Below are 15,829 nucleotides of genomic sequence, written 5' to 3' on the forward strand. Positions count from 1 at the left end.
GGACCGGCTGATACACCGCTTCCGCGCAGGTCAGGCGAACGCTCGCGCGTTTGTCTGACCTGCTCGGTTTTTGGCCGCGCATCTATACCCGTTATCGTTGTGCGGTATGCCTGCGTCCTGGTTGTCCCCGGGGCGCCGGCAGGACCCGAATCGAAAGGACCCGGAGAGCCATGCCTCCCAAGAAGAAGAAGGTCACGGGGCTCATCAAGCTCCAGATCCAGGCCGGTGCCGCGAACCCGGCCCCGCCGGTCGGCCCCGCGCTGGGTCAGCACGGCGTGAACATCATGGAGTTCTGCAAGGCCTACAACGCCGCGACCGAGTCGCAGCGCGGCTGGGTCATCCCGGTGGAGATCACGGTCTACGAGGACCGTTCCTTCACCTTCATCACCAAGACCCCGCCGGCCGCCAAGATGATCCTCAAGGCCGCGGGCGTGGAGAAGGGCTCCGGCGAGCCGCACAAGACCAAGGTCGCGAAGATCACGCGTGACCAGGTCCGTGAGATCGCCACCACCAAGATGCCCGACCTCAACGCCAACGACCTGGACGCCGCCGAGAAGATCATCGCCGGCACCGCCCGTTCCATGGGCGTCACGGTCGAGGGCTGACCTCCACCCCCCGTCAAGCCAAGCAGTAGTGGCAGGGCCTGCTCGGCCCGGACCACGACTCCTCGAACGCACAGGAGCTTTTAGTGAGCAAGCGCAGCAAGTCTCTCCGCGCTGCGGACGCCAAGATCGACCGGGAGAAGCTGTACGCCCCGCTCGAGGCCGTCCGTCTCGCCAAGGAGACGTCCACGACCAAGTTCGACGGCACCGTCGAGGTCGCCTTCCGTCTGGGTGTCGACCCGCGCAAGGCCGACCAGATGGTCCGTGGCACCGTGAACCTCCCGCACGGCACCGGTAAGACCGCCCGGGTCCTGGTCTTCGCGACCGGTGACCGTGCCGAGGCCGCACGCGCCGCGGGCGCCGACATCGTCGGTGCCGACGAGCTGATCGACGAGGTGTCGAAGGGCCGTCTGGACTTCGACGCCGTCGTCGCCACCCCGGACCTCATGGGCAAGGTCGGCCGCCTCGGCCGCGTGCTCGGTCCCCGTGGTCTGATGCCGAACCCGAAGACCGGCACCGTGACCCCGGACGTCGTCAAGGCTGTCAACGACATCAAGGGCGGCAAGATCGAGTTCCGTGTCGACAAGCACGCGAACCTGCACTTCATCATCGGCAAGACGTCGTTCGACGACACCAAGCTGGTGGAGAACTACGGCGCGGCCCTGGAGGAGATCCTCCGTCTGAAGCCGTCCGCCGCGAAGGGCCGCTACATCAAGAAGGCCGCCATCAGCACCACGATGGGCCCCGGCATCCCGCTCGACCCGAACCGCACCCGCAACCTCCTCGTCGAGGAGGACCCGGCCGCCGTCTGAGCCGGGTGAGCCGGCCGACGGGCCGGTGCGCGTATGCGTCGAAAACCCGTCCCCGCCCCAATTCGGGCGCGGGGACGGGTTTTTCGTACGCTTGTGTCGGTGGCGTGGGCTACCGTTCACAGCGATCACACACAGCACGGCGATACAACAGGGGTGGGAATCTGATGGCCATGGCCGCATGGAAGCGCGCGGGTGTCTGTCTGACGGCCGTGGCGGTCGTCACGGGCCTCGCCGGGTGCCAGGACGGGGACGGCGGGGGGAAGGCCGGGGCGCAGACGCAGAACGAGGCGGCCGAGGTGCTCCAGGCCGCCTTCAAGAAGACCTCGGAGGCGAAGTCCTCGAAGGTGCGGATGACCATGACCATGCCGGCCGGCATGGGAGGCGGCGGCACCATGGAGATGTCCGGCGTGCAGGGCTGGGACCCGGCGGTCATGGACGTCACGATGAAGGGCTCCGCCTTCGCCGCCGCCGGCCCCGACGCACCCGAGCAGGTGCGCATGATCATGCTGGACGAGGCCCTGTACATGGACATGGGCGCCGCGCAGGCCGCGCAGATGGACGGCAAGCGCTGGGTGAAGATGGACTTCGGCGCGATGGCGGAGGCGTCCGGGGACGCGGAGCTGCGGAAGCAGATGACCGGCAGCCTGGAGAACATGAACCAGGACCCGGCCCGGCAGCTCGCCGTGCTGCTCGGCTCGCCGAGCCTGAAGCACGTCGGTCCCGAGAAGGTCGACGGCGTGGAGACGCAGCACTACAAGGGCACGCTGAGCGTCGAGGAGATGCTCGACGCCAACGAGGCGCTCGACGACCTCTTCACCGAGCAGGAGCGTGAGCAGCTCGTCGCCAACATGAAGAAGACGGGTCTCAAGGGCTACGACACCGAGATCTGGGTCAACGAGGACGACTACCCGGCCAAGATGGTCGTGGGCATGACCACGGACCAGGGCACGATGAAGATGACCTCGCACTTCTCGGACTACGGCGCCAAGGCCGACGTGAAGGCCCCGCCGGCCGGTGAGACCTTCGACTTCATGGAGATGCTGAAGGAGCTGGAGTCGCTGGGCACGGGCACCGGCTCGGCCGCCTAGTACTCCAGCAGGACTTCGCTGTCTGACCTGGTCTTTCGCCGGGTGGCGGGAGTGTAGCGGGACTCCGGTCGTGCGGGGGTGGTCTCACGGAGACCGCCCCTCGATCGTGCGACAACGCCGCAGGTAGTGACAGCGGCGGGCAACTGCTTGGCGTCGGCGGCGCCAGTTCGACCAGCTCAGCGCGTGATGTCGTCCGCGGTGTCCCCTCAGGTGCGGGGGTCGGGCACGACAAGCTGCCAGGAGTCGCCGAACCTCCGCCACTGTGAGCTCAATGACCCCGGCCGCCCCACCGGTTGCGCCCCTTTTTCCCAGGGCTGGTGTGCCGTGGCGGCCAGGAAGGCGTGCGCGAGCATGGCCAGAGTGATGTGCCGATACCAGCCCACGTAGCGGCGGACTTCGTACTGGTCCAGGCCGCATTCGTTCTTTGCGGCCTGGAAGCACTCCTCGATCGCCCAGCGTGTCCCGGCGACCCGCACCAGCTCCTGGACCGTGGTCTCCAGGGGCGTGTAGGCGAGGTAGTAGGCGATCTCGTCGGGTTTGCTGATGCTGCGCCGGGCCAGTGCCCATCGCATCCGGTGGGGGACCTCGCCCTGGTAGTCGAACTCGGTGACGGCCGGCAGCCGCACTGCTGCCCAGTGGTAGACGCGGGGCCCCTTCGCGCCATTGCCGCATGAGATCTTCTCCCATGCCTCGTTGGGGGCTTGCGCGAACAGACCCTCAATCCGTGAACAGCCCACGCTGAATTGGGACTTGGGGACGGCCAGCACGTAGCCGACACCCGACTGTTCCAGCAGCCGGCGGAATCGGTTGTCCTGACCGTAGGCGGAATCCGCGGTGACCCAGGCGATGGGCAGCGGCGAGGCGAGGGCCCGCAGCACCATGTGCCGGGCCAGTTCGCCCTTGGTGGCGAACTCCCTCTCGTCGGGGATCCTTGCGGTGCGGCAGCGTTCCCGGTCCTCGGTCCAGGACTTCGGGAGGTAGAGCTCGCGGTCGACCAGGGCCCGGCCGCGGGCAGAGGCATAGGCGGCGAAGACGCCGATCTGGCAGTTCTCGGTCCGGCCGGCGGTGCCGGAGTACTGGCGCTGAACCCCGGCGGAAGTGGTGCCCTTCTTGATGAACCCGGTGTCGTCGATGATCAGCACGCCGTCGTTCTCGCCGAGCTTGCCGGCGACGTACTCCTGCAGGTCATCGCGGATGTCATCAGGCTCCCACTTCGATCCGGCGAGGAGGTGCTGCAGGCCGTCGGGCGTGCGATGGCCGGCCTGTTCGGCCAACTGCCAGCTGTTCTTGCGGGCCACCGGGGCGAGCAGCCCGCGCACGTAGTCACGCATGCGGCGGCGGAGCTCGACTCGGCCGAAGCGGTGCCCGATGGTCAGGAAGAGATCGTCCAGTTCGAGGTCCCACTGCGCGGCGGCATACTCGGTGATCACCCTCGGAGGCTGCCCCGCCGCTGTCACTACCTGCGGCGTTGTCGCACGATCGAGGGGCGGTCTCCGTGAGACCACCCCCGCACGACCGAAGTCCCGCTACACTCCCGCCACCCGGCGAAAGACCAGGTCAGACAGCGAAGTCCTGCTGGAGTACTAGTACTCCAGCAGCGGTTCGCTATCTGGCCTGGTCAGAGGCATTGTCGGGAGTGTAGTTGGCTGCTGGCACGTCAGGGGCTGTCTTGCCGGACCGCCCCTCCAACGAATGACATCGAAAACTGTCTGCGCTGTGACGAGGGCAGTCTTCCCGCGTGATCGATGACCTTGCCGACGCGACCTGGGACCGTGAACTCGACGACCTCTTCCTGCGCATCGGCCACCGTTTCGGCCGTGCCGACCTGCGACGCCGTATGCGTGACTACGTCCGTGCCCTGCTCGGCCCGGTCGGCCGCAAGAACGGCTGGCAGCTGGCCGAACACGCAGGCCACCGCACCCCCGACGGCCTGCAACGGCTGCTGAACGGAGCTACCTGGAACGCCGACGACATCCGCGACGACCTGCAGGCATACGTCGCTGAACGACTCGGCGAAGCCGACGGAGTCCTCATCCTCGACGACACTGGCTTCGTCAAGAAAGGCACCACCTCCGCAGGTGTCCAGCGCCAGTACTCCGGCACCGCCGGCCGCACCGAGAACTGCCAGATCGGTGTCTTCGCCGCCTACGCCACCACCCACGGACGCGCCCTGGTGGACCGCGAACTGTATCTGCCCAAGTCCTGGACGGACGACCGCGAACGCTGCCGCGCCGCCAAGATTCCTGATGAGAGGGTCTTCGCCACCAAACCAGAACTGGCCAGGGCCATGGTGCTGCGCGCACTCGCCTCGCCGCTGCCGATCGCCTGGGTGACCGCGGATGCCGCCTACGGCCAGGAGTGGCGCTTTCGGCGGGTACTGGAAGAAACCGCCGTCGGCTATGTGCTCGCCGTCCCGAAGTCCCAGCCGGTGCCCCGCTTCGGCCGGATCGACTATCTCTTCAGCCAGGCACCGGGTGAGGCATGGGAGCAACGTTCGTGCGGCGACGGCGCCAAGGGCCCGCGCGTCTATGACTGGGCAGCCGTCCAGCTCCCGGTGATCGAGGACTTCGACAGTGAGCGGCCCGCCCATCACCGCTGGGCGCTGGCCCGGCGCAGCATCAGCAGACCCGATCAGGTCGCCTACTACCTCGCATACGCGCCGGTGGGAGCCGGTGTCGACCAGCTCGTGCGCGTTGCCGGACGTCGGTGGGCGATCGAGGAATGCTTCCAGGCTGCGAAGAACGAGTGCGGCCTGGACCAGTACGAAGTCCGCCGCTACGTCGGATGGATGAGGCACATCACCCTGGCCATGCTCGCGCATGCCTTTCTCGCGGTCACGGCGGCCCAGGCGGCGGCAAAGGGGGGCGCAGAAACGGTTCCACCATGGTCCCGCTCACCGTGGCAGAAGTCCGTCGGCTGCTGGCAACTGACCCCGCCCACCGGCCCCGCCCGCCCCTTCGCATCCATGCGCTGAGTTGGTCGCGATGGCGGCGAAGGCGTCAGGCCGTGGCCCGGCACTGTCACTACCGACGACGATGTCATTCGTTGGAGGGGCGGTCCGGCAAGACAGCCCCTGACGTGCCAGCAGCCAACTACACTCCCGACAATGCCTCTGACCAGGCCAGATAGCGAACCGCTGCTGGAGTACTAGTTCCCGACGGGGCTTCCGGCGCGTCACGCCCCGCGCCGGAAGCCCCCGATCGGCCGATTTGCCTCACGCCGATCCGTTCACGTACGCTTCCACGGAAGCCAAAGACCGCTGGTCGTTGCCGTGCGCTCGTAAGAGGGCTCGGTGGCCGAAGGATCCGCTGAACTGCGGACGACCCGCGCAGGTGACAGTGGAAGAGTTCCCGGAAGGCCGCCGCCGCAAGGCGCGGATATCCGGTCGAGCTTCGCCCCGTGCGCCTGCGCCCGGGGCGTTTCGTTTTCCCCAGTCCTCCTTCGGGTCCGCGCGGTCCGAATCACCCGGAAGGAGGCCGAGGCTCTATGGCGAGGCCCGACAAGGCTGCCGCGGTTGCCGAGCTGACGGACAAGTTCCGCAGCTCCAACGCCGCCGTGCTGACCGAGTACCGCGGTCTCACCGTGGCGCAGCTCAAGACGCTGCGCCGTTCGCTCGGTGAGAACGCCCAGTACGCCGTGGTGAAGAACACGCTGACCAAGATTGCGGCCAACGAGGCCGGGATCACGCTCGACGACCAGCTCTTCGCTGGCCCGACGGCGGTCGCCTTCGTCACCGGTGACCCGGTGGAGTCGGCGAAGGGTCTTCGTGACTTCGCCAAGGACAACCCGAATCTCGTCATCAAGGGCGGTGTCCTTGACGGCAAGGCGCTGTCCGCCGACGAGATCAAGAAGCTCGCGGACCTCGAGTCCCGCGAGGTGCTGCTCTCCAAGCTGGCCGGTGCCTTCAAGGCGAAGCAGTCCCAGGCTGCCTCCGTCTTCCAGGCGCTGCCGTCGAAGCTCGTCCGCACCGTGGACGCGCTCCGTGCCAAGCAGGACGAGCAGGGCGGTGCCGAGTAATTCGGCTCGCTTTCCGGCCCTCGCCGCATGAGGTGAGGGTCGATGCGGGCCCGAGTAACGCCCGCCTCACCCAGTACACCCGGCACCTGCCGATTTAGTGGAAGGACCGCCATCATGGCGAAGCTCACCCAGGACGAGCTGCTGGCCCAGTTCGAGGAGATGACCCTCATCGAGCTCTCCGAGTTCGTGAAGGCCTTCGAGGAGAAGTTCGACGTCACCGCCGCCGCGGCCGCCCCGGTCGTCGTCGCCGGTGGTGCCGCCGGTGGCGCCACCGCCGAGGCCGAGCCGGAGAAGGACGAGTTCGACGTCGTCCTCACCGGCGCCGGCGAGAAGAAGATCCAGGTCATCAAGGTCGTGCGCGAGCTGACCTCCCTGGGTCTGAAGGAGGCCAAGGACCTCGTCGACGGCACCCCGAAGCCGGTCCTCGAGAAGGTCAACAAGGAAGCCGCCGACAAGGCCAAGGAGGCCCTCGAGGGCGCCGGCGCCTCCGTCGAGGTCAAGTAAGACCTTCCGGGTCCGCAGGGATCCGTCACGCGCCTCTCGGGGCGTGTAACGCTCAAGCACCGAGGAGCGATCATCCATCCGGGTGGTCGCTCCTCGGCGTACCGGGGGGTCGGCGGCGGCTGCCTTGCCCCCGGGACGGCGGGGGGTATGGTGATCTTCGTTGTGCCTCCGAGGGGCCGCGGAGATGAGCCGGACGGCCGCGGTTCGGGCAAGGGGAGCCCTTGACGAACCGCACGCAGCGCGCAATTCTCAGGACGCGTCGTCACAAGGATCCGAATCCGAGGCATGGATCGACGGCAAAGAGGGCAGTATCACCGTGCGTTGAGGGCAGCGCCTTGCCGCAGGAGTTGATGACAACGAGGGCCTCCACCCGGTCTCGTACACCGCACTGGACATCAGTGGGCCAAGTGGCTACACTGACCCTTTGCGCTGCCTGTTAGCTGTCCCCTGCCCGTCACCAGGGGCATGCCCTCACTCGAGCATGGACGACCGGATCACTTCCGACCTGGAATGTCCGTCTCTGCGCCCAGTGGGGGGCCGGTACGCGCGTAGTGAGTCCGAGCCCTCGGAAGGACCCCCTCTTGGCCGCCTCGCGCAACGCCTCGACCGCGAATACGAACAACGGCGCCAGCACCGCCCCGCTGCGCATCTCCTTTGCAAAGATCAAGGAGCCCCTCGAGGTTCCGAACCTTCTCGCGCTGCAGACCGAGAGCTTTGACTGGCTGCTCGGCAACGACGCGTGGAAGGCTCGCGTCGAGGAGGCTCTCGAGAACGGGCAGGACGTCCCCACCAAGTCCGGTCTGGAGGAGATCTTCGAAGAGATCTCCCCGATCGAGGACTTCTCCGGGTCGATGTCGCTGACCTTCCGCGACCACCGCTTCGAGCCGCCGAAGAACTCCATCGACGAGTGCAAGGAGCGCGACTTCACGTACGCCGCCCCGCTCTTCGTCACGGCCGAGTTCACCAACAACGAGACCGGCGAGATCAAGTCCCAGACCGTCTTCATGGGCGACTTCCCGCTCATGACGAACAAGGGCACCTTCGTCATCAACGGCACCGAGCGTGTCGTGGTGTCCCAGCTGGTGCGCTCGCCCGGCGTCTACTTCGACTCCTCCATCGACAAGACGTCCGACAAGGACATCTTCTCCGCCAAGATCATCCCGTCCCGGGGCGCCTGGCTGGAGATGGAGATCGACAAGCGCGACATGGTCGGTGTGCGCATCGACCGCAAGCGCAAGCAGTCCGTCACCGTCCTCCTGAAGGCGCTCGGCTGGACCACCGAGCAGATCCTCGAGGAGTTCGGCGAGTACGAGTCCATGCGCGCCACCCTGGAGAAGGACCACACCCAGGGCCAGGACGACGCGCTGCTCGACATCTACCGCAAGCTGCGCCCGGGCGAGCCCCCGACCCGTGAGGCCGCGCAGACGCTGCTGGAGAACCTCTACTTCAACCCCAAGCGCTACGACCTCGCCAAGGTCGGCCGCTACAAGGTGAACAAGAAGCTCGGCGGCGACCAGCCGCTCGACGCCGGCGTGCTCACCACCGACGACATCATCGCCACCATCAAGTACCTGGTGAAGCTGCACGCCGGTGAGACCGAGACGACCGGCGAGTCGGGCCGCACGATCATCGTCGAGACCGACGACATCGACCACTTCGGCAACCGCCGCATCCGCAACGTCGGCGAGCTGATCCAGAACCAGGTCCGTACGGGTCTCGCCCGTATGGAGCGCGTCGTGCGCGAGCGCATGACCACCCAGGACGTCGAGGCGATCACGCCGCAGACCCTGATCAACATCCGGCCGGTCGTCGCCTCCATCAAGGAGTTCTTCGGCACCAGCCAGCTGTCCCAGTTCATGGACCAGAACAACCCGCTGTCGGGGCTGACGCACAAGCGTCGTCTGAACGCCCTCGGTCCGGGCGGTCTCTCCCGTGAGCGGGCCGGCTTCGAGGTCCGTGACGTGCACCCCTCGCACTACGGCCGCATGTGCCCGATCGAGACGCCGGAAGGCCCGAACATCGGTCTGATCGGTTCGCTCGCCTCCTACGGGCGGATCAACCCGTTCGGCTTCATCGAGACGCCGTACCGCAAGGTCGTCGACGGCCAGGTCACCGACGAGGTGGACTACCTGACCGCCGACGAGGAGGACCGCTTCGTCATCGCTCAGGCCAACGCGCCGCTCAACGACGACATGCGCTTCGCCGAGAACCGCATCCTGGTCCGCCGCCGCGGCGGCGAGGTCGACTACGTCCCCGCCGACGAGGTCGACTACATGGACGTCTCGCCGCGCCAGATGGTGTCGGTCGCGACCGCCATGATCCCGTTCCTCGAGCACGACGACGCCAACCGTGCCCTCATGGGCGCGAACATGATGCGCCAGGCCGTGCCCCTGATCAAGTCCGAGGCCCCGCTCGTCGGCACCGGCATGGAGTACCGCTCCGCCGTCGACGCCGGTGACGTGGTCAAGGCGGAGAAGGCGGGTGTGGTCCAGGAGGTCTCCGCGGACTACATCACCACGGCCAACGACGACGGCACGTACATCACGTACCGCCTGGCCAAGTTCTCCCGCTCCAACCAGGGCACCTCGGTCAACCAGAAGGTCATTGTCGCCGAGGGCGACCGGATCGTCGAGGGCCAGGTCCTCGCCGACGGCCCGGCCACCGAGAACGGCGAGATGGCGCTCGGCAAGAACCTGCTCGTGGCGTTCATGCCGTGGGAGGGTCACAACTACGAGGACGCGATCATCCTGTCGCAGCGCCTCGTGCAGGACGACGTCCTCTCCTCGATCCACATCGAGGAGCACGAGGTCGACGCCCGTGACACCAAGCTCGGCCCCGAGGAGATCACCCGGGACATCCCGAACGTCTCCGAGGAGGTCCTCGCCGACCTCGACGAGCGCGGCATCATCCGCATCGGCGCCGAGGTCATCGCCGGCGACATCCTCGTCGGCAAGGTGACCCCGAAGGGCGAGACCGAGCTGACCCCCGAGGAGCGCCTGCTGCGCGCGATCTTCGGTGAGAAGGCCCGTGAGGTCCGTGACACCTCGCTGAAGGTGCCGCACGGCGAGACCGGCAAGGTCATCGGCGTCCGCGTCTTCGACCGCGAGGAGGGTGACGAGCTTCCCCCGGGCGTGAACCAGCTGGTCCGCGTCTACGTCGCCCAGAAGCGCAAGATCACCGACGGTGACAAGCTCGCCGGCCGTCACGGCAACAAGGGCGTCATCTCCAAGATCCTGCCCATCGAGGACATGCCGTTCCTCGAGGACGGGACCCCGGTCGACATCATCCTCAACCCGCTCGGTGTGCCGTCCCGCATGAACCCGGGACAGGTCCTGGAGATCCACCTCGGCTGGCTCGCCAGCCAGGGCTGGGACGTCTCCGGTCTCGCCGACGAGTGGGCGCAGCGCCTGCAGGCGATCGGCGCGGACCGCGTGGAGCCCCGCACCAACGTGGCCACCCCGGTCTTCGACGGCGCCCGCGAGGACGAGCTCGCCGGTCTGCTGGAGCACACCGTCCCGAACCGCGACGGCGACCGCATGGTCCTGCCGTCCGGCAAGGCGCGGCTGTTCGACGGCCGCTCGGGTGAGCCGTTCCCGGAGCCGATCTCGGTCGGCTACATGTACATCCTGAAGCTGCACCACCTGGTCGACGACAAGCTGCACGCCCGGTCGACCGGTCCGTACTCCATGATCACCCAGCAGCCGCTGGGCGGTAAGGCTCAGTTCGGTGGCCAGCGGTTCGGCGAGATGGAGGTGTGGGCACTCGAGGCGTACGGCGCCGCCTACGCGCTCCAGGAGCTGCTGACCATCAAGTCCGACGACGTCACCGGCCGCGTGAAGGTCTACGAGGCCATCGTCAAGGGCGAGAACATCCCCGAGCCCGGCATCCCCGAGTCCTTCAAGGTGCTCATCAAGGAGATGCAGTCCCTGTGCCTGAACGTGGAGGTGCTGTCCAGCGACGGTATGTCCATCGAGATGCGTGACACCGACGAGGACGTCTTCCGCGCTGCGGAGGAGCTCGGCATCGACCTGTCCCGGCGCGAGCCGAGCAGCGTCGAAGAGGTCTGACGGGAGTGGGGCGGCCCGGTGAACACCTGGCCGCCCGCCCCAGGACCCCCGTATCAGACCCCAAGACTTACGACCCTGAGAGGGATTGACGCATAGTGCTCGACGTCAACTTCTTCGACGAGCTCCGGATCGGCCTGGCCACCGCTGACGACATCCGTCAGTGGAGCCACGGCGAGGTCAAGAAGCCCGAGACCATCAACTACCGCACCCTCAAGCCGGAAAAGGACGGGCTCTTCTGCGAGAAGATCTTCGGCCCGACCCGGGACTGGGAGTGCTACTGCGGTAAGTACAAGCGTGTCCGCTTCAAGGGCATCATCTGCGAGCGCTGCGGCGTCGAGGTCACTCGCGCCAAGGTGCGCCGTGAGCGGATGGGCCACATCGAGCTGGCCGCTCCCGTCACGCACATCTGGTACTTCAAGGGTGTCCCGAGCCGGCTGGGCTACCTGCTCGACCTGGCTCCCAAGGACCTCGAGAAGGTCATCTACTTCGCCGCGTACATGATCACGTACGTGGACGAGGAGCGCCGCACCCGCGACCTGCCGTCGCTGGAGGCCCACGTCTCCGTCGAGCGCCAGCAGATCGAGAACCGCCGGGACGCCGACCTGGAGGCCCGCGCCAAGAAGCTCGAGACCGACCTGGCCGAGCTGGAGGCCGAGGGCGCCAAGGCCGACGTGCGCCGCAAGGTGCGCGAGGGCGCCGAGCGTGAGATGAAGCAGCTGCGCGACCGCGCGCAGCGCGAGATCGACCGCCTCGACGAGGTGTGGAACCGCTTCAAGAACCTCAAGGTCCAGGACCTCGAGGGCGACGAGCTGCTCTACCGCGAGCTGCGTGACCGATTCGGCACGTACTTCGACGGCTCGATGGGCGCCGCGGCGCTGCAGAAGCGCCTGGAGTCCTTCGACCTCGAGGAGGAGGCCGAGAAGCTCCGCGAGATCATCCGCACCGGCAAGGGCCAGAAGAAGACCCGCGCCCTGAAGCGGCTGAAGGTCGTCTCCGCGTTCCTGCAGACCTCCAACAGCCCCAAGGGCATGGTCCTGGACTGCGTCCCGGTCATCCCGCCGGACCTGCGTCCGATGGTGCAGCTGGACGGTGGCCGCTTCGCGACCTCCGACCTGAACGACCTGTACCGCCGTGTCATCAACCGCAACAACCGCCTGAAGCGGCTTCTCGACCTCGGCGCGCCCGAGATCATCGTGAACAACGAGAAGCGCATGCTCCAGGAGGCCGTGGACGCGCTGTTCGACAACGGCCGCCGTGGCCGGCCGGTCACCGGTCCGGGCAACCGTCCGCTGAAGTCCCTCAGCGACATGCTGAAGGGCAAGCAGGGCCGCTTCCGCCAGAACCTGCTCGGCAAGCGCGTGGACTACTCCGCGCGTTCCGTGATCGTCGTCGGTCCGCAGCTCAAGCTGCACCAGTGCGGTCTGCCGAAGGCGATGGCGCTGGAGCTGTTCAAGCCGTTCGTGATGAAGCGCCTGGTCGACCTGAACCACGCGCAGAACATCAAGTCGGCCAAGCGCATGGTCGAGCGCGGCCGCACGGTCGTGTACGACGTGCTGGAAGAGGTCATCGCGGAGCACCCGGTTCTGCTGAACCGTGCGCCCACGCTGCACCGCCTCGGCATCCAGGCCTTCGAGCCGCAGCTGGTCGAGGGCAAGGCCATCCAGATCCACCCGCTCGTCTGCACCGCGTTCAACGCGGACTTCGACGGTGACCAGATGGCCGTGCACCTGCCGCTGTCCGCGGAGGCGCAGGCCGAGGCCCGCATCCTGATGCTGTCCTCGAACAACATCCTCAAGCCGGCCGACGGCCGTCCGGTGACGATGCCGACCCAGGACATGGTCCTCGGTCTGTTCTTCCTCACCACCGACGGCGAGATGCGCGACCTCAAGGGCGAGGGCCGTTCCTTCGCCTCGGTCGCGGAGGCGATCATGGCCTTCGACGCGGGCGAGCTGTCGCTCCAGTCGAAGATCGACGTCCGCTTCCCGGTCGGCACCATCCCGCCGCGCGGCTGGACCCCGCCGGCGGGCGAGGACGGCGAGGCCGAGGGCGGCTCGGAGTGGCAGCAGGGGGACCCGTTCCGCCTGACCACCACCCTGGGCCGGGCGCTCTTCAACGAGCTGCTGCCCGAGGATTACCCGTTCGTCGACTACGAGGTCGGCAAGAAGCAGCTCTCCGAGATCGTCAACGACCTCGCCGAGCGCTACCCGAAGGTCATCGTGGCGGCGACGCTCGACAACCTGAAGTCGGCCGGCTTCTACTGGGCCACCCGCTCCGGCGTCACCGTCGCGATCTCCGACGTCGTCGTCCCCGCGGCGAAGAAGGAGATCGTCCAGGGCTACGAGGCGCAGGACGAGAAGGTCCAGAAGCAGTACGAGCGCGGTCTGATCACCAAGGACGAGCGCACGCAGGAGCTCATCGCGATCTGGACCAAGGCGACCAACGAGGTCGCCGAGGCGATGAACGACAACTTCCCGAAGACCAACCCGATCTTCATGATGGTGAACTCGGGTGCACGAGGCAACATGATGCAGATGCGTCAGATCGCCGGTATGCGTGGTCTGGTGTCGAACGCGAAGAACGAGACGATCCCGCGTCCGATCAAGGCGTCGTTCCGTGAGGGCCTGTCCGTGCTGGAGTACTTCATCTCCACGCACGGCGCCCGTAAGGGTCTGGCGGACACCGCTCTGCGTACCGCCGACTCGGGTTACCTCACCCGTCGTCTGGTCGACGTCTCCCAGGACGTCATCATCCGCGAGGAGGACTGCGGCACCGACCGAGGTCTGCGCCTCAAGATCGCGAGCCGGGACGAGACGGGCGTGCTCCGCAAGGAGGACGACGTCGAGACGTCCGTGTACGCGCGCTGCCTCGCCGAGGACATCGTGGTCGACGGCCAGGTGCTGGCCCCGGCCGGCACCGACCTGGGCGACGTCCTCATCGAGGAGCTCGTCTCCCGCGGCGTCGAGGAGGTCAAGACCCGTTCGGTCCTGACCTGCGAGTCCGCCGTCGGCACCTGCGCGATGTGCTACGGCCGTTCGCTGGCCACCGGCAAGCTGGTCGACATCGGTGAGGCGGTCGGCATCATCGCCGCCCAGTCCATCGGTGAGCCCGGCACCCAGCTGACGATGCGCACCTTCCACACCGGTGGTGTGGCCGGTGACGACATCACCCAGGGTCTGCCGCGTGTCGTGGAGCTCTTCGAGGCCCGTACCCCGAAGGGTGTCGCCCCGATCTCCGAGGCCTCCGGCCGCGTGCGGATCGAGGAGACGGAGAAGACGAAGAAGATCGTCGTCACCCCGGACGACGGCAGCGACGAGACGGCGTACCCGATCTCCAAGCGCGCCAAGGTCCTGGTCTCCGAGGGCGAGCACGTCGAGGTGGGCCAGCAGCTCACCGTGGGTGCCACCAACCCGCACGACGTGCTGCGCATCCTGGGTCAGCGTGCCGTCCAGGTCCACCTGGTCGGCGAGGTCCAGAAGGTCTACAACTCGCAGGGCGTGTCGATCCACGACAAGCACATCGAGATCATCATCCGGCAGATGCTGCGCCGCGTGACGATCATCGAGTCCGGCGACGCCGAGCTGCTGCCCGGCGAGCTGGTCGAGCGGTCGAAGTTCGAGACCGAGAACCGTCGTGTGGTCCAGGAGGGCGGTCACCCGGCCTCCGGTCGTCCGCAGCTCATGGGCATCACCAAGGCCTCGCTGGCCACGGAGTCCTGGCTGTCGGCGGCGTCCTTCCAGGAGACGACGCGAGTCCTCACGGACGCGGCGATCAACGCCAAGTCCGACTCGCTCATCGGCCTCAAGGAGAACGTCATCATCGGTAAGCTCATCCCGGCCGGTACGGGTCTGTCCCGCTACCGCAACATCCGGGTCGAGCCGACCGAGGAGGCCAAGGCCGCGATGTACTCGGCCGTCGGCTACGACGACATCGACTACTCGCCGTTCGGCACCGGCTCCGGCCAGGCCGTTCCGCTGGAGGACTACGACTACGGTCCGTACAACCAGTAAGCGAGTCGCCTGAACCGCAGGGCGGTCACCCGTACGGGGTGGCCGCCCTGCGGCGTGTCCGGGGGCGCGCGGCCTCGGGGCTCCGGGGAACCGAACGCCCCGTGTGCTGCGTTCAAGTGGGTGAAACGCTCATACTGGGATCGTCCGTCCCGGGCCCTGGGGAGGCAGCCGTGTCGTATCCGACTCCGTGGCAGGGCCCTCCCCTGCAGGGGCCCGGCGTGCCGTCGATGCTGGCCTCCCACGCGGACCGCGAGCGCGCGGTGGACGTGCTGCGCGCCGGGTACGGCGAGGGCCGCCTCGACCACCCGGAGTTCGAGAAGCGCGTCGCGCGCGCCTACTCCGCGCGCACGGTGGGCGAGCTGTCCCTGCTGGTGGCCGACCTGCCGCAGGGGCCGATGCCCCAGCCGATGACGCCCCACGGCCCCGTCCCGCCGGCGTTCCTGCCCCGGCCGCAGCCCCGCACCAACGGCAAGGCGGTCGGGTCCCTGGTGTGCGGGGTGCTGTGCGTGGTCACCGGCGGTCTCACCGGGCTCCCGGCCGTGATCCTCGGACACATGGCGCAGTCGGAGATGCGCCGCACCGGCGAGAGCGGTGACGGGATGGCGCTGACCGGGCTGGTGCTGGGCTGGCTGTCGGTGGCCGGCTGGCTGATGTTCCTGGGGTTGTTCGGCCTGCTGGCCGTGGTGGTGCCCGCGGGCTGACCCGGTACGGCGGTACCCGGACCGGAGGGGC

10 protein-coding genes are annotated in these 15,829 nt (G+C 67.6%); 9 read left to right on the plus strand and 1 reads right to left on the minus strand.

What is annotated here, in order from left to right; all coding sequences use genetic code 11:
- Window positions 1-170: 170 nt before the first annotated feature.
- The 3 genes from rplK (at window position 171) to ACWH4W_RS09070 (ending at window position 2,502) form a co-directional block, all read left to right on the plus strand.
- Window positions 171-605, plus strand: coding sequence for a 50S ribosomal protein L11 (gene rplK / locus ACWH4W_RS09060; protein WP_006130605.1), 435 nt, complete (start codon window positions 171-173; stop codon window positions 603-605).
- Window positions 606-688: 83 nt separating this feature from the next.
- Window positions 689-1,414 (plus strand): 50S ribosomal protein L1, encoded by a 726-nt coding sequence (gene rplA, locus ACWH4W_RS09065; protein WP_473075280.1) that lies wholly within the window; start codon window positions 689-691, stop codon window positions 1,412-1,414.
- 164 nt (window positions 1,415-1,578) lie between these two features.
- Window positions 1,579-2,502: an SCO4651 family lipoprotein gene (locus tag ACWH4W_RS09070; protein ID WP_473075281.1), complete on the plus strand. Its 924-nt coding sequence runs from the start codon at window positions 1,579-1,581 to the stop codon at window positions 2,500-2,502.
- A gap of 206 nt (window positions 2,503-2,708) precedes the next feature.
- Here the strand turns inward: ACWH4W_RS09070 and ACWH4W_RS09075 are convergent, their stop codons facing one another.
- A complete protein-coding gene (locus tag ACWH4W_RS09075; protein WP_387760327.1) occupies window positions 2,709-3,932 on the minus strand; it encodes an IS701 family transposase in 1,224 nt (407 codons plus the stop codon).
- Window positions 3,933-4,240: 308 nt separating this feature from the next.
- Between ACWH4W_RS09075 and ACWH4W_RS09080 the strand changes: the two genes are divergently transcribed.
- From ACWH4W_RS09080 to ACWH4W_RS09105, 6 genes are all read left to right on the plus strand, one after another.
- Window positions 4,241-5,476 carry an IS701 family transposase gene (locus ACWH4W_RS09080; protein WP_473075282.1) on the plus strand — a complete coding sequence of 412 codons (1,236 nt, stop codon included), beginning with the start codon at window positions 4,241-4,243 and terminating at the stop codon, window positions 5,474-5,476.
- A gap of 512 nt (window positions 5,477-5,988) precedes the next feature.
- Window positions 5,989-6,519, plus strand: coding sequence for a 50S ribosomal protein L10 (gene rplJ, locus ACWH4W_RS09085; protein ID WP_006130602.1), 531 nt, complete (start codon window positions 5,989-5,991; stop codon window positions 6,517-6,519).
- A gap of 114 nt (window positions 6,520-6,633) precedes the next feature.
- The gene (gene rplL / locus ACWH4W_RS09090; protein WP_473075283.1) at window positions 6,634-7,023 is read left to right on the plus strand and encodes a 50S ribosomal protein L7/L12; all 390 of its coding nucleotides are present in this window, start codon (window positions 6,634-6,636) and stop codon (window positions 7,021-7,023) included.
- 581 nt (window positions 7,024-7,604) lie between these two features.
- A complete protein-coding gene (rpoB, locus tag ACWH4W_RS09095) occupies window positions 7,605-11,090 on the plus strand; it encodes a DNA-directed RNA polymerase subunit beta (RefSeq protein ID WP_473075284.1) in 3,486 nt (1,161 codons plus the stop codon).
- A gap of 95 nt (window positions 11,091-11,185) precedes the next feature.
- On the plus strand, window positions 11,186-15,097 hold the full coding sequence (locus tag ACWH4W_RS09100) for a DNA-directed RNA polymerase subunit beta' (protein WP_473075285.1): 3,912 nt from the start codon (window positions 11,186-11,188) through the stop codon (window positions 15,095-15,097).
- A gap of 170 nt (window positions 15,098-15,267) precedes the next feature.
- Window positions 15,268-15,798 (plus strand): DUF1707 and DUF4190 domain-containing protein, encoded by a 531-nt coding sequence (locus ACWH4W_RS09105; protein ID WP_473075286.1) that lies wholly within the window; start codon window positions 15,268-15,270, stop codon window positions 15,796-15,798.
- The last annotated feature ends 31 nt before the right edge of the window (window positions 15,799-15,829 follow it).

It is taken from the genome of Streptomyces sp. DSM 120436 (assembly GCF_055778765.1).

What these genes read in the sequence shown, in the direction of transcription:
- rplK (WP_006130605.1), top strand. Translation starts at nt 171, where the DNA reads ATGCCTCCCAAGAAGAAGAAGGTCACGGGGCTCATCAAGCTCCAGATC.
- ACWH4W_RS09070 (WP_473075281.1), top strand. Translation starts at nt 1,579, where the DNA reads ATGGCCATGGCCGCATGGAAGCGCGCGGGTGTCTGTCTGACGGCCGTG.
- rplJ (WP_006130602.1), top strand. Translation starts at nt 5,989, where the DNA reads ATGGCGAGGCCCGACAAGGCTGCCGCGGTTGCCGAGCTGACGGACAAG.
- rplL (WP_473075283.1), top strand. Translation starts at nt 6,634, where the DNA reads ATGGCGAAGCTCACCCAGGACGAGCTGCTGGCCCAGTTCGAGGAGATG.